Annotated in this window: 13 protein-coding genes; 9 read left to right on the top strand and 4 right to left on the bottom strand. The window is 70.8% G+C overall.

Annotation, left to right across the window (positions count from 1 at the left end):
- Window positions 1-22: 22 nt before the first annotated feature.
- The gene (leuA, locus tag ACWEN0_RS06365; protein ID WP_451969431.1) at window positions 23-1783 is read right to left on the bottom strand and encodes a 2-isopropylmalate synthase; all 1761 of its coding nucleotides are present in this window, start codon (window positions 1781-1783) and stop codon (window positions 23-25) included.
- Window positions 1784-2001: 218 nt separating this feature from the next.
- Between leuA and ACWEN0_RS06360 the strand changes: the two genes are divergently transcribed.
- A complete protein-coding gene (locus tag ACWEN0_RS06360; protein ID WP_451969430.1) occupies window positions 2002-2376 on the top strand; it encodes a hypothetical protein in 375 nt (124 codons plus the stop codon).
- A gap of 231 nt (window positions 2377-2607) precedes the next feature.
- Here ACWEN0_RS06360 and ACWEN0_RS06355 read toward each other — a convergent pair whose 3' ends face one another.
- Complete coding sequence (locus ACWEN0_RS06355; RefSeq protein WP_451969428.1) at window positions 2608-3198, bottom strand: nitroreductase family protein; 591 nt, start codon at window positions 3196-3198, stop codon at window positions 2608-2610.
- Between the two features lie 229 nt (window positions 3199-3427).
- On the opposite strand from ACWEN0_RS06355, the gene ACWEN0_RS06350 reads away from it, so the two are divergent.
- The 4 genes from ACWEN0_RS06350 to ACWEN0_RS06335 all read left to right on the top strand — a co-directional run bounded on the left by ACWEN0_RS06350 (window position 3428) and on the right by ACWEN0_RS06335 (window position 7654).
- Window positions 3428-4693: an aspartate kinase gene (locus ACWEN0_RS06350; protein WP_451969426.1), complete on the top strand. Its 1266-nt coding sequence runs from the start codon at window positions 3428-3430 to the stop codon at window positions 4691-4693.
- A complete protein-coding gene (locus tag ACWEN0_RS06345) occupies window positions 4693-5730 on the top strand; it encodes an aspartate-semialdehyde dehydrogenase (protein ID WP_451969424.1) in 1038 nt (345 codons plus the stop codon). The genes ACWEN0_RS06350 and ACWEN0_RS06345 overlap by 1 nt, the downstream gene beginning before the upstream one ends.
- 348 nt (window positions 5731-6078) lie before the next feature.
- Window positions 6079-7257: an RtcB family protein gene (locus tag ACWEN0_RS06340; RefSeq protein WP_451969423.1), complete on the top strand. Its 1179-nt coding sequence runs from the start codon at window positions 6079-6081 to the stop codon at window positions 7255-7257.
- A gap of 16 nt (window positions 7258-7273) precedes the next feature.
- The gene (locus ACWEN0_RS06335; RefSeq protein WP_451969421.1) at window positions 7274-7654 is read left to right on the top strand and encodes a hypothetical protein; all 381 of its coding nucleotides are present in this window, start codon (window positions 7274-7276) and stop codon (window positions 7652-7654) included.
- An 18-nt stretch (window positions 7655-7672) separates the two neighbouring features.
- On the opposite strand, the gene ACWEN0_RS06330 is transcribed toward ACWEN0_RS06335, so the two are convergent.
- Window positions 7673-8809, bottom strand: a complete 1137-nt coding sequence (locus tag ACWEN0_RS06330) for an MFS transporter (protein ID WP_451969891.1) — start codon at window positions 8807-8809, stop codon at window positions 7673-7675.
- A gap of 182 nt (window positions 8810-8991) precedes the next feature.
- Here ACWEN0_RS06330 and ACWEN0_RS06325 point away from each other — a divergent pair, with 182 nt between their 5' ends.
- The 3 genes from ACWEN0_RS06325 to ACWEN0_RS06315 all read left to right on the top strand — a co-directional run bounded on the left by ACWEN0_RS06325 (window position 8992) and on the right by ACWEN0_RS06315 (window position 12160).
- Window positions 8992-10518, top strand: coding sequence for a DHA2 family efflux MFS transporter permease subunit (locus tag ACWEN0_RS06325; protein ID WP_451969420.1), 1527 nt, complete (start codon window positions 8992-8994; stop codon window positions 10516-10518).
- Complete coding sequence (locus ACWEN0_RS06320; protein ID WP_451969419.1) at window positions 10499-11098, top strand: acyl-CoA-like ligand-binding transcription factor; 600 nt, start codon at window positions 10499-10501, stop codon at window positions 11096-11098. The genes ACWEN0_RS06325 and ACWEN0_RS06320 overlap by 20 nt, the downstream gene beginning before the upstream one ends.
- A gap of 537 nt (window positions 11099-11635) precedes the next feature.
- Window positions 11636-12160 (top strand): hypothetical protein, encoded by a 525-nt coding sequence (locus tag ACWEN0_RS06315; protein ID WP_451969417.1) that lies wholly within the window; start codon window positions 11636-11638, stop codon window positions 12158-12160.
- A gap of 93 nt (window positions 12161-12253) precedes the next feature.
- Here the strand turns inward: ACWEN0_RS06315 and ACWEN0_RS06310 are convergent, their stop codons facing one another.
- A complete protein-coding gene (locus tag ACWEN0_RS06310; RefSeq protein ID WP_451969415.1) occupies window positions 12254-13306 on the bottom strand; it encodes an alpha/beta hydrolase in 1053 nt (350 codons plus the stop codon).
- A 151-nt stretch (window positions 13307-13457) separates the two neighbouring features.
- On the opposite strand from ACWEN0_RS06310, the gene ACWEN0_RS06305 reads away from it, so the two are divergent.
- Complete coding sequence (locus ACWEN0_RS06305) at window positions 13458-14006, top strand: NADPH-dependent FMN reductase (RefSeq protein ID WP_451969889.1); 549 nt, start codon at window positions 13458-13460, stop codon at window positions 14004-14006.
- Window positions 14007-14127: the final 121 nt, after the last annotated feature.

Genomic DNA, 14127 nt, shown 5'->3' with positions numbered 1-14127 from the left:
ACCCGACAGGCGGCCCACAGGTTCAGCGGTGGGCGCGGTTCACCGCCGAGACGACCGCGCGCAGCGAGGCCGTGACGATCGACGGGTCGACGCCGATGCCCCAGAACACCCGGTCGGAGATGGCGCACTCGATGTACGACGCGGCGCGCGCGTCGTCGCCCGGGGAGAGCGTGTGCTCGCTGTAGTCCAGGAGGCGCAGGTCGTACCCGACCGTGCTCAGGGCGTCGAAGAACGCCGCGATCGGGCCGTTGCCGCGGCCGGTGACCTCGTGCTCGTCACCCTCCACGCGGACGGTCGCCGTGATGTCGTACTCGCCGTCGCCGTTGTCGCGGACGTGCTGGCGGACCAGCTCCAGCGGCGTCTTCAGCTCCAGGTACTCGGCCGAGAACGCGTTGTACATCGTCGTCGGGTCGACCTCGCCGCCCTCGGAGTCGGTGTAGCGCTGGATGACCTTCGAGAACTCGATCTGCAGCCGCCGCGGCAGGTCGAGCTGGTGCTCGGCCTTCATGATGTAGGCGACACCGCCCTTGCCGGACTGCGAGTTGACCCGGATCACGGCCTCGTACGTGCGGCCGACGTCCTTCGGGTCGATCGGCAGGTACGGGACCTCCCACGGGTACTCGTCGACCGGTACGCCCGCTTTGTCGGCGGCGTCCTTCAGCGCGTCGAGGCCCTTGTTGATCGCGTCCTGATGGCTACCGGAGAAGGCCGTGAACACCAGGTCGCCGCCCCACGGCGAGCGCTCGCCGACCGGCAGCTGGTTGCAGTACTCGACCGTGCGCTTGATCTCGTCCATGTCGGAGAAGTCGATCTGCGGGTCGATGCCCTGGCTGTAGAGGTTCATGCCCAGCGCGACCAGGTCGACGTTGCCGGTGCGCTCGCCGTTGCCGAACAGGCAGCCCTCGATGCGGTCCGCGCCGGCCTGGTAGCCCAGCTCGGCGGCGGCGATGCCGGTGCCGCGGTCGTTGTGCGGGTGCAGCGACAGGATCACCGAGTCGCGGCGCTCCAGGTTGCGGGACATCCACTCGATCGAGTCGGCGTAGACGTTCGGCGTCGCCATCTCGACGGTCGCCGGCAGGTTCAGGATGACCGGCTTCTCCGGCGTCGGCTGCCAGATTTCGGTGACGGCGTTGCAGACCTCGAGCGCGTAGGACAGCTCGGTGCCGGTGTAGGACTCCGGCGAGTACTGGAAGCGGAAGTCGGTGTCCGGCTGCTTCGCCGCCAGCTCGACGACCATTTCCGCGGCCTGCGTCGCGATCTTCTTGATGCCTTCGCGCTCCTCGCGGAAGACCACGCGGCGCTGCAGGATCGACGTCGAGTTGTAGATGTGGACGATCGCGCGCGGCGCGCCTTCGAGCGACTGGAAGGTCCGCTCGATCAGTTCGGGACGGCACTGGGTCAGCACCTGGATGCTGACGTCGTCCGGGATGGCGCCTTCGTCGATGATCTCGCGGACGAAGTCGAAGTCCGTCTGCGACGCGGCCGGGAAGCCGACCTCGATCTCCTTGTAGCCCATGCGCACGAGCAGGTCGAAGAACTTCCGCTTGCGCGCGGGCGACATCGGGTCGATCAGGGCCTGGTTGCCGTCACGCAGGTCGACGGCGCACCACAGCGGCGCGCGCTCGATGCGCTTTCCGGGCCAGGTGCGGTCGGGCAGGTCGATGTTCTCGACGAGGTCGTACCAGGGGCGGTAGCGGTGGACCGGCATGGACGTGCCGCGCTGGGTGTTCCACACGGGCTGGTCGGCGGGTGCGGGACGCGAAGGTTTGCGAATGGTGCTCATGGGATTTGGGGTGTCTCCAGATCGACGGGTGCGACCGGCACCACGAAGCCCCGCGACGGGGAGCCGGTCCGGTCAGGCCCCGTCGCGGCAGCGAAGCAGGAGAGCACGCGCCACGACCCCACCATAACCACGGAACGCTGCGTGAGGAAAGCCGGGCATCTCCCGACGAGGGTTACCTGTGGGTAGCAATTGGCCGGTCGCCGTGCGAAACTTCGGGCATGGGTGAGCACGCGGAGTCGTCATCGGCCTCGGAGGAGACGCGCGTCTCGCGCCGGGCCCCGGTCGACTGGCGCCGGACCGGCGGCCGCGCCGCCTCGCTGGTGGCCTCGATCGTCCGCTGGGTGGGCCTGGTCTTCGCCGCGTTCCTGGTGATCCACGTGATCTTCACGGTCGGCTCGGCCAACCCGGACAACGGCATCGTCTCGTTCGTCAAGTCCTGGGCGGACGGGCTGGCGCTGGGCTTCAGCGACCTGTTCACGCCGAGTGACGAGAAGCTGCGAGTCCTGGTCAACTACGGCATCGCGGCGGTGTTCTGGCTGGTGGTGTCGGGCATCCTCGCCAAGGTCATCCGCCGCGTCGGCGGAGCTTCCTGAGTTTCACGCCGATCACGATCGACGGGGGCTCGTGACGAGCCGCTGGGTGCCGTTCGTGCACGCCGCGCCGAGGACCTCGCGGGCAAGACCGGAACGTGCTGACCTCGGTGGCCACGATCTTGGAGCTCGCCGCGCGTCGACGGCCCGAACCCGGCCCTCGCCGCCGCGCCGAAGCGCGGAAGCTCGTCGCGGGCGACCCGCTCATCGCACGGGACCTGCGGATCGGCCGGGCTAGAAAGCCGGCGTGCCCCACTGGTCGGTGAACGCGAACTCCGCCAGCGGCACCCGCACCCGGTCCGCCTTCTCGCGCTCGATCCGCCAGTCCTCTTCCAGCACGTCCGGCGACGCGGGCGAGCCCACCGCGATCGCCACCTTCGGGACCACGTCGGCGGGCAGTGAGAAGGCCGCGCTCGCCGCGTCCGGGGAGAAGCCCGCCATCTGGTGGGCGATCAGGCCCAGCTCCACGGCCTGCAGCACGAGGTTCTCCGACGCCAGCCCGAGGCCGTACTCCGCGTACGGCACCGCCCCCTTCTCGTTCGTCGTCACCATCACGCCGATCAGCAGCAGGCTCGCGCGGCGCGCCCACGCCTGGTTGCCGTCGTTCAACGTCGCCAAGATCGCGTCGAACGACGGCGTCCCGCGCCGCCCCACCAGGTAGCGGGCCGGCTGGGTGTTGCCGAACGACGGGGCCCAGCGGGCCGCCTCGAGCAGCGCTCTCACCTGCTCCGGGGTGATCACGGCCGTCTCGTCGTAGGCCCGGGGGCTCCACCGCTCGGCCATCACGGTCGCGATGGGGACGCTCGTCACAGCTGGCTTTCGCACGATCTCGACCCTACCCAGGCGTGCGCTGCATCACTCGGGAGGAAGGGCTTCGCGCATTTCGTTGGTGTTACGGAAGATTTACTTCCGCGCCGCCCGTTCGCGGCACCCGCCCCACGTCAAGAGGGTGGCGGGCCGCGGGAGCCCCGGTAGGCTCCTTCTCAACTATGGGACGCGGGGGCTCTCCGGTGCCCGCCAGGGAGCAGACCCGGCCCGTCGAGGAGGTTCGGGCGTGGCCCTCGTGGTCCAGAAGTACGGCGGATCGTCGCTGGAAAGTGCCGACCGGATCAAGCGCGTCGCAGAGCGGATCGTCGCCACGAAGAAGGCGGGCAACGACGTCGTCGTGGTCTGCTCGGCGATGGGTGACACCACCGACGAACTGCTCGACCTGGCACAGCAGGTGAACCCGGCGCCGCCGGAGCGGGAGATGGACATGCTGCTCACCGCCGGTGAGCGCATCTCGAACTCGCTGGTCGCCATGGCCATCGCGGCCCAGGGCGCCGAGGCCTGGTCGTTCACCGGTTCGCAGGCCGGCGTCGTCACGACGTCGGTGCACGGGAACGCGCGCATCATCGACGTCACGCCGAGCCGCGTCACGGAAGCCCTCGAGCAGGGCTACGTCGCGCTGGTGGCGGGCTTCCAGGGGGTCGCGCAGGACACCAAGGACATCACGACGCTCGGGCGCGGTGGTTCGGACACCACCGCCGTCGCGCTGGCCGCCGCGCTGAACGCCGACGTGTGCGAGATCTACTCCGATGTGGACGGTGTGTACACCGCCGACCCGCGGGTGGTGCCGGACGCGCGCAAGCTCGACACGGTCACCTACGAAGAGATGCTCGAGCTGGCCGCGAGCGGGTCGAAGATCCTGCACCTGCGGTCGGTCGAGTACGCGCGCCGCTACGGCGTTCCGATCCGAGTCCGTTCTTCCTACAGTGACAAGCCGGGCACGACGGTGACCGGTTCTATCGAGGAGATCCCCGTGGAACAAGCCCTGATCACCGGTGTGGCGCACGACCGCTCCGAAGCCAAGATCACGGTCACCGGGGTGCCGGACCACGCCGGCGCCGCGGCCCGGATCTTCCGCGTGATCGCGGACGCCGAGATCGACATCGACATGGTGCTGCAGAACGTGTCGAGCACGGTGTCCGGCCGTACCGACATCACGTTCACGCTGTCGAAGGCCAACGGCGCCGCGGGGGTCAAGGAGCTGGAGAAGGTCAAGGCGGAGATCGGCTTCGAGTCGGTGCTCTACGACGACCACGTCGGCAAGGTCTCGCTGGTCGGCGCCGGGATGCGCTCGCACCCCGGTGTCACGGCGACGTTCTGCGAAGCGCTGGCGAACGCCGGCGTCAACATCGAAATCATCAACACCTCGGAAATCCGCATCTCGGTGCTGATCCGCGACGCGCAGCTCGACGAGGCCGTGCGCGCGATCCACGACGCGTTCGAGCTCGGCGGCGACGAGGAAGCGGTGGTCTACGCGGGGAGTGGTCGCTGATGGCGGACGGGCTGCGGGTCGGGGTGGTCGGCGCGACCGGCCAGGTCGGCGCGGTGATGCGCAAGCTGCTGGCGGAGCGGGAGTTCCCGATCGCCGAGCTCCGGTACTTCGCTTCGGCGCGTTCGGCGGGTTCGAAGCTGCCTTGGCGCGACACGGAGATCACGGTCGAGGACGCGGCGGTCGCGGATCCGTCCGGTTTGGACATCGCGCTGTTCTCGGCCGGCGGCTCGACGTCGAAGGCGCAGGCGCCGCGGTTCGCCGAGGCGGGCGTGACGGTGATCGACAACTCGTCGGCGTTCCGGATGGACCCGGACGTCCCGCTGGTCGTCAGCGAGGTCAATCCCGAGGCGATCAAGGAAGCGCGCAAGGGGATCATCGCGAACCCGAACTGCACCACCATGGCCGCGATGCCGGTGCTGAAGCCGCTGCACGACGAGGCCGGGCTGGTCCGGCTGGTCGCGTCGACCTACCAGGCGGTGTCCGGCAGCGGGCTCGCCGGCGTCGAAGAGCTGGCGGGCCAGGTGAAGGCGGGCGCGGAGCACGCGTCCCTGCTGACCCACGACGGCGGGGCGATCGAATTCCCGGCGCCGGACAAGTACGTCCGCCCGATCGCGTTCAACGTCCTGCCGATGGCCGGGTCCATTGTGGACGACGGCGAGCTCGAGACGGACGAAGAGAAGAAGTTCCGCAACGAGAGCCGCAAGATCCTGAGCATCCCGGGGCTCGGCGTGTCCTGCACGTGCGTGCGCGTGCCGGTGTTCTCAGGGCACTCGATTTCGGTGAACGCCGAATTCGAGCGGCCCCTGACGGTGGACCGCGCGACGGAGCTGCTGACGCACGCGCCGGGCGTCGAGCTGTCGGAGATCCCGACCCCCCTGCAGGCGGCGGGCAACGACCCGAGCTACGTCGGCCGCATCCGCGTCGACCAGGGCGTCGAGGGCGGCCGCGGCCTGGCCCTGTTCATCGCGAACGACAACCTGCGCAAGGGCGCGGCGCTCAACGCCGTGCAGATCGCGGAGCTGATCGCGCAGCAGTGAGCTGAAGGCCCCCTCGAATCCGCCGCTCGCCGAGGGGGCCTTCAGGCTTCCCGCGGGTCTGTGTGCGCCGTGGAGCGAACGGGGCGGCGTTCCACTTGACGCCGGTCGTGGCCGTGGTGGCGGCGGCCGAGTGCCAGTCGCCGGCCAGTGCCGCGGAGACCGCCGTGGCGAGCTCCGGGTCGTCGAAGTGCGGGTCGGCGCCGAGCTCCGCGTCCGAAACCATGCCCCCGGGGCCGGGCAGCAGGCCCATGTCCGTTCTCCTCCACAGTGGACGATCGGAAATCGCCTTGTCCGATTCCCCGTCTCGGGGGATCGTAGGCGTCGCAAGCAAGTCCCGGGGAGGAAATCATGTACACCGCTGTCGACGGCGCCCGCGTCCCGATCCGGATGTGGGCCGACCCCGCGTCGGTCGAAGACCAGGCCATGCGGCAGCTGCACAACGTCGCGAACCTGCCGTGGGTGCACGGTGTCGCCGTGATGCCCGACGTCCACTACGGCAAGGGCGCCACCGTCGGCAGCGTCATCGCGATGCGCGACGCCGTTTCGCCTGCCGCCGTCGGTGTGGACATCGGGTGCGGGATGAGCGCCGTGCGGACGTCGCTCACCGCGAGCGACCTGCCCGACGACCTCGGGGCGCTGCGCCGCCGGATCGAGAGCGCCGTGCCCGTGGGTTTCGGGCTGCACAAGACGCCCGTGAACCCCGCGAAGGTGCACGGCGTCGGCGGCTGGGACGCGTTCTGGAAGGGCTTCGGGCAGCTGCACACCGGCGTCCAGGAGCTGCACGGCCGGGCCGCGCGCCAGATCGGGAGCCTCGGCGGCGGGAACCACTTCATCGAGGTCTGCCTCGACGACGACGGCCGCGTCTGGCTGATGCTGCATTCGGGTTCGCGCAACATCGGCAAGGAGCTCGCGGAGCGGCACATGGCCGTCGCGCGCAAGCTGCCGCACAACGCGGACCTGCCGGACCGGGATCTCGCGGTGTTCGTCGCCGGCACGCCGGAGATGCGGGCCTACCGCCGTGACCTGTTCTGGGCGCAGGACTACGCGGCGCGCAACCGCGCCACGATGGTCGCGCTCGTGAAGCAGGCGCTGAAGGACATCGTCCCGCAGACGACCTTCGACGACGCGATTTCGTGCCACCACAACTACGTCGCCGAGGAGACCTACGACGGCGTCGAGCTGCTCGTCACCCGCAAGGGCGCGATCCGTGCCGGATCGGGTGACCTCGGGATCATCCCGGGCAGCATGGGGACCGGTTCGTACATCGTCCGCGGTCTCGGGAACGACTCGTCGTTCCAGTCGGCGTCGCACGGCGCCGGACGGCGAATGTCCCGCAACAAGGCCAAGAAGCTGTTCACGGCCGAGGACCTGGCGGAGCAGACGGCGGGCGTCGAGTGCCGCAAGGACACCGGCGTCGTCGACGAGATCCCGGCGGCCTACAAGGACATCGATTCGGTGATCCGGGCCCAGACGGACCTGGTCGAGGTCGTGGCGCACCTCAAGCAGGTGGTCTGCGTCAAGGGCTGAGCGGTACCTTGGCGCCATGACGAGGGGTGGAACGACGGCCGCGCTGCTGGCCGCGGCCGCACTGCTGCTGAGCGGGTGCGACCAGGTCAGCGACGCGGTCGACCAGGGGTCGAAGACGGCGGACAAGGTGAGCGCCTGCACCGAGGCGCTCGGCCTCGCCGACCTGAACCCCCTGGTCGACCCGGCCAAGCTCAAGGCGCGCGCCGCGGACAAGGAGAAGCGGCTGCGCGAGCTCGCCGGGAACGTCCAGGACCAGGACGTCAAGAACGCGCTGCTCGGCATGGCCGGTTCGTACGTCGAGGTGCAGAAGGAACGCATCGAGGACGCCGGTGTCGTCGCGCAGTGGGTGCAGCGCAACGTCAAGAAGCTCGACGCCCTCCGTGCGGCCTGCGGCTGACAAGCCGCGGCAGACCGCTCAGTTGCAGCTCTCCGCCAACGCGGGCGTCGGCTCGGCCGCTGGTGCCCGCCTCCGCAGCAGGCCCGCCGACGCGATCACCAGGCCGCCGATGCCCGCCGCGGCGAAGCCCCACGCCGGGCTCGAGTGGTCGATCGCGAAGCCGACCACCGGGCTGCCCAGGGCCAGGCCCAGCCGCGTCGACGCGTCCTGCAGGCCCATCGCTTCGCCGCGGACCTGCGGCGGGGCGATCCGGCTGACCGTCTCGGTGGTCGCCGCGAGCGTCGGCGCGCAGACCAGGTTCGTCGGGATCAGCACCAGCATCAGCAGCCACCACGGCCGGTCGGCGAGCCCGACCGGGATCACCAGCACCGCGAGCAACAGCATCAGCACGCCCTGCGGCAGCGACCGCTTGACCGCGCCGTGCACGATGCCGCCCGCGATCGACGCCAGGCACATCACCGCGATGACCAGGCCGGTCACGCCGATGTCGCCGTTCGCGCGCAGCGCGGCGAGGGTCGCCAGCTCGGTGCCGACGAGCACGAACAGCGTGCCGCCGGCCACCAGGAGCGTCGCCACGAGCCGGCCGGTGAGCCAGCTCCGCAGCGGCGGCCGGGTGGTGGACGCGCCGGGCTCGACGGACTCGCGGATCGGCGGGTTCACCAGCCAGATCAGGAAGGCCGTGACGCCGAACAGGACGCCCAGCGCGCTGAGCGTGAACGTCGGCGAAATCGTCGTGATCGCCGCGATGCCGATCGCCGGGCCGATCATGAACGTCGCTTCGATCGAGATCGTGTCGAGCGAGTACGCGGCCCGCCGCTCCGAGAGCGGGACGAGCGCGGCCAGGACCTGCCGCGCCAGCGAGCCCGCCGGCACCGAGAGCATCCCGGCGGGGACCGCGACGGCGGCGAGGGCTTCGTACGGCAGGTGCGGCGCGGCGATCCAGAACACCGTCGTGCCGGTGCCGCAGACCGCGACGACCGGGCGCAGCCCGTACCGGTCGAAGCAGCGGCCGAGCAGGGGCGCGCCGAGGGCCATGCCGAGCGTGACGCCCGCGCCGACCAGCCCGGCGGCGCCGTAGCCGCGGCCGAGGCCGGTGACGACGTACAGCGTCATCAGCACGCCGTTCATGGTCATCGGCAGCCGGGCCAGGAACATCAGGGCCATCGTCGACGGGACGCGGGGGACGGAGAGCACCCGGCGGTAGGGCTGCAGAGGCACGTACTCGATGAGAACCCAAGGTGGTACGCGCGTGCAACTTATTTCCGGGCATCTCCTCTGGTGCCGGGTAATTTTGAGAGCTACTCTCATTTGGTAGTAACTATCAATTGGGGGTCGCTATGACTCAGCCACACCCACGCAGGTGGTGGGCGCTCGGCGCGCTCGCGGTGAGCCTGCTGACCGTCGGCCTGGACCTGACGGTGCTCAACGTCGCCGTGCCGACGCTCGCCGTCGACCTCGGCGCGACGACCACGCAACTTCAGTGGTTCGGCAACGCCTACACGCTGGCGTTGGCCGCGCTGCTGCTGCCGGCGGGCCTGCTCGGCGACCGCTTCGGCCCGAAGAAACTGCTGCTCGGCGCGCTCGCGGTGTTCGGGCTCGCCTCACTGTGGTGCGCCTACGCGAGCTCGCCGGGCGAGCTGATCGCCGCCCGGGTCGTGCTCGGCGTCGGCGCCGCGTTCCTCATCCCGCTGTCGCTCTCGCTGCTGAACATCCTGTTCCCGCCCGAGGAACGGGCGAAGGCGCTGACGACGTGGGTGATGGCGACGTTCGTCGGCATCCCGCTCGGCCCGCTGCTCGGCGGCTGGCTGCTCGACCGCTTCGCCTGGGGTTCGGTGTTCCTGATCAACGTGCCGCTGACCGCGGTCGGCCTGCTCGCGGTGCTGTTCCTGGTCCCGCTGACGAGCGGATCGGGCGAGGGTGGGGTCGACTTCCCGGGCATCGCGCTGTCGGCGGCCGGGCTCGTGGCGCTCACCTACGGCTTCGTCCACGCGGGCGAGCACGGCTGGGCCGACCCGGTGACGTACGGCCTGATCGCGCTGGGCGCCGCGGTGCTCGCGGTGTTCTGCTGGGCGCAGACGCGGGTGGCCGCGCCGCTCACCGACCTCGCGCTGTTCCGCGAACCGCGGTTCGTCTGGGGCGCGGTGCTCGCCACGATGGCGTCCTTCGCGCTGATGGGCCTGCTGTTCGTGCTGCCGCAGCTGTTCCAGGCCGTGCAGGGCGCCGACGCGCTGCAGACCGGCGTGCGGCTGCTGCCGCTGATCGGCGGGATGCTGGCGTCGGCGAAGCTCGCCGAACGGCTGGTCGTCGCGCTGGGCGTGCGGGTGGTCGTCACGGCCGGGTTCGTCCTGCTCGCGGCCGGGCTGGCGTGGGGCTCGACGACGTCGCCGTCCGACGGCTACGGCGTCACCCTGGCCTGGGAAGTCGTCATCGGCCTGGGCACCGGGTGCACGCTGCCGCCGTTGATGTCGATGGCCATGGGCGCGCTCACCGAGGGCCGTTCGGGAGCCGGGTCGGCGTTGATCCAGGTGCTGCGCCAGGTCGGCGGGACGATCGGCGTCGCGGTGCTGGGCACGGTGCTCAACGGCGTCTACCGCGCCGGGGTCGCCGTCGACGGCCTGCCCGCGCCGGTGGCCGACGCCGTGCGGGGCAGCGCGTCGGCCGCGATCGCCGTCGCGGCGAAGCTGCACCTGCCCGCGCTCGCCGGCTCCGCGCGGGCCGCGTTCACCGACGGCATGGCGGCGACGCTGTGGGTGTGCGCCGGGCTCGGCCTGGCCGGCGCCCTGCTCGCGCTGCTGTTCCTGCCCGGGCGGGCGGCCGGGGAGCCGCAGCCGCGAGAATCGGAGCATGACGTCGTCGCCATCTGAGCCCACGGGGCTGCGCGAACGGAAGAAGGCCCGGACGCGTGCCGCGATCCAGCGGCACGCGCTGCGCCTGTTCGACGAGCAGGGCTACAGCGCCACGACGGTGGACCAGATCGCGGCCGCGGCGGAGATCTCGCCGAGCACGTTCTTCCGGTACTTCCCGACGAAGGAAGCGACGGTCCTGTACGACCCGTTCGACCCGGTGCTCATCGCGGCGGCGCTCGCGCAGCCGCCGGAGCTGAGCCCGACCGCCGCCCTGCGCGCGACGGCCGGCACCATCCGCGAGCAGATCTCGGGCGAGGACTGGGCCCGCGAGCGTCAGCGCCAGCTGCTGGTGTTCCGCGAGCCGGAGCTGCGCAGCGCGATCATGGACCAGTTCGCCGAGGGCATCGACCTGCTGGCCGGGATGGCGGCGGAGCGGACGGGCCGCGAGCGGGACGAGTTCGAGGTCCGCAACTGGGCGGGCGCGGTGGTCGGCGTGATCATGGCGGCGTTCGCCGGGGCGGCGTCCGATCCCGAGGCCGACACCCTGGCCGTGCTGGACCGGGCGCTGGCGCACTTGGAGACCGGCCTGCCGCTCTGAGGGGAGGTGCCCGGGGGTGGTTCGCGGTGGGCGGGCTGGTGCGCGGGGTGGCATCGCCGCCGACCGGGGTGCCGTCACCCGCCCGTCGCGGCACAGCCGAGCGCGGAACCCCCGCCGTTGCCCCCTCCGTCCCGCCCGAAGTGCGAATTTCCGGAATTGATTTCGCATTTCCGCGTCCACCAGTGGCGGAACCTTGTGGGTGGCGGTGCGAGCGTGGGGGACGCCCCGTCTGGAGCAGTCGCGACACGCGGTCCGACGGAGTGATGAAGCTAAATGATCACCGTTTACACCCGCGTGAGTGACCCAAATGTTCCATAGTGGACGGTCGCTACCAGCGGTGACGTTCGGGATCGGTCATGATGATCTTCAGGGGGACGGGCAAGGTTTCGACGTTAATCAATTGCGGGACAGTTCGCTGCCCGCGCATCCGGCACGTAAGGGTTAGAAAACGTCCCTAACCGGTGATCGGGTGGCTTATCTCCGATACGGGGGGTATCGATTTATCCCGTCAGGTCTCCCGAGGCCAGGAGGTAAGGAATGAAAGGCAAGTTCGGGCGGTCCATCGCCCTGGTAGCCGCCGCGAGTCTGCTGGCGGTCGGAACGGCGGGGATCGCTTCGGCGAGCCCGGACGGGGGCAAGGGTTCCTCCAGTACTCAGGCCCTCGCCGCACAGGTGCTCCAGATGCGTGACGACCTGACCAAGGTGGCCTACGCGGGCAACGTCGGTGCCACGCGCGGCGACCTGGGGCAGCTCAGCCCGGTGCTCGCGGACATCGCGGCCGGAAAGCGCTACACGATCCAAACCGACACTCAGCAGCTCGCCGGCCTGGCCAAGGGCCGCGCCGACGAGTCGAACCGGCTGCTGACCGACCCGACGGCGACCCCGCGCCAGCTGCCCCCGCTGCCGCTGCCGCCCATCCCGGACCTGCCCGGCCCGCTGAAGATCGTCAGCGACCTGCTGAAGGCCCTGCTGGGCGCCGTCACGGGCATCCTCGGCGGCCTGCTCGGTTCGCTGCCGGTGCCGCCGCTGCCGGTGCCACCACTGCCGGTTCCAGGTTCGTAACCCGGCCACCGAAAACAGGGGGGCCCGGAGCCCGGCCGCGGACATTCCTCCGCGCCGGGCTCCGGGTTCGTTTTCGGGCCTTTCCGGCCGAGCTCAGTCCCGTTTGGACAGACCCTGCCGCAGCGCACCCGCCATCTCGGCCAGTGCCTCGCGGAACCGGGTGCCGACGCCGGTGAAGTTGATGAACCCGTGGATCAGGTCTTCGTGCCGCCGCAGGGCCACCTCGACGCCCGCTTCGCGCAGCTTTTCCGCGTACGCCTCGCCTTCGTCGCGAAGGGGGTCGAAGCCCGCTGTGACGACCAGGGCCGGCGGCAGGCCGCTCAGGTCCTCCGCGCGCAACGGCGACAGCCGCGGGTCGGTCAGGTCCGTGCCCTCCGGCACGTAGTGGTTCTCGAACCACTTCATGTGCGCGTCGGTCAGGAACAGGCCTTCGCCGAACAGGTCCCGCGAGCGGTAGCGCTTCGCGAAGTCCGTCGCCGGGTAGATCAGCAGCTGGAACGCAGGCGCCGGGCCGCCGCGCCGCACCGCCTGCTGCGCCGTCACCGCGGCCAGGTTGCCGCCCGCGCTGTCGCCGCCCACCGCGATCCGCGCCGGGTCGGCGCCGAGATCGCCCGCCTTCGCCACGGCGTACTCGAACGCAGCGAGCGCGTCCTCCGCCGCCGCCGGGAACGGGAACTCCGGGGCCAGCCGGTACTCGATCGACAGCACCCGCACCCCGGCGTGCTTGGCCAGGAAGCGGACCGCGTTGTCGTGGCTCGCGCGCGTCCCGATCACCCAGCCGCCGCCGTGGAAGAACACCAGCAGCGGCGACTTCTCGGGCAGCCCGACCGGCGTGTAGAGCGTGGCCGGGACGTCGCCGTCGGGGGTGGGCACGGCGATCTCGCGCACCGACACGGGCTCGACCGGCTTGCCGCTGACCAGGTGCCGTCCGACGTCGAGCAGTGCGCGCGACTGCTCCACCGACCCGTGCACGAGCTCCGCGCCGGACACCTTCTGCAGCCGGAGCAGCAGCTGGGCGTCGAGCGCGAGCTCCTGGCCGTCGATGCGCACGGGGCGGCCGGCGACCGCGCGCCGCAGCGGCGCGGGCAGCCAGAACGCGAGCTGGGACGCCGCGGCCTGGGCGCGGACCGGGAGCGGGATCGCCATCGTTGCCTCCTGAGCGTCGGTGCCGACGGGGACGTTACTCGTCAGTAGGTAACAGGTCCAGCTGTGACGCGGGCCTCGGTCCCAAAGTCTGGATATCCACTTAAGTGGAGGGGTTAGCCTGAAAGACGTGACTTCAGCCAGGACGATCAACGTGCTCGGGATCGGCGGCTCTCTGCGGGAGGGCTCCCAGTCCGAACGCGCGCTGCAGATCGCGCTCACCGGCGCGGCCGAAGTCGGCGTCCGGGTCCGGATGCTCTCCGGGCCGGAACTGGTGCTGCCGTTCTACGACGCCGGCGAACCGGGGCGCGACGAACGCGCCGCCCGGCTCGTCGAGGCCGTCCGGCAGGCGGACGGGCTCATCGTCGTCTCGCCGGGCTACCACGGCGCGCTGTCCGGCCTGGTCAAGAACGCCCTGGACTACGTCGAGGACCTGCGTGACGACGAACGTCCCTACCTCGACGGCCGCGCGGTCGGCCTCGCCGCCGTCGCCTACGGCTGGCAGGCCGCGGTGACGACGCTCGAGCAGCTCCGCACGATCACGCACGCGCTGCGCGGCTGGGCCACCCCGCTGGGTGGTTCGATCAACTCCGCCGAGACCAAGTTCGACGAGGGCGGCGGCGCTTCGGACGAGAAGAGCGTCCGCACCCTTCGCCTGATCGGGCGGCAGGTCGCCGAGTTCGCCGTGACGCGCGCCGCATGACGTTTCGCCCGGCCGCGGCCGGGTAATCGAATCCACGTGATGCCCGCCATGTGGGGGCACGGTTCCGCGGGTGCGGGATGTTGTGCCCAGTGAGACGCTCGCTGTGGAGCGTTCGCGACAG

Source organism: Amycolatopsis sp. NPDC004378 (assembly GCF_053602455.1).
The sequence above is the reverse complement of the archived record's forward strand: the minus strand, read 5'-3'. Positions and strand labels throughout refer to the sequence as shown.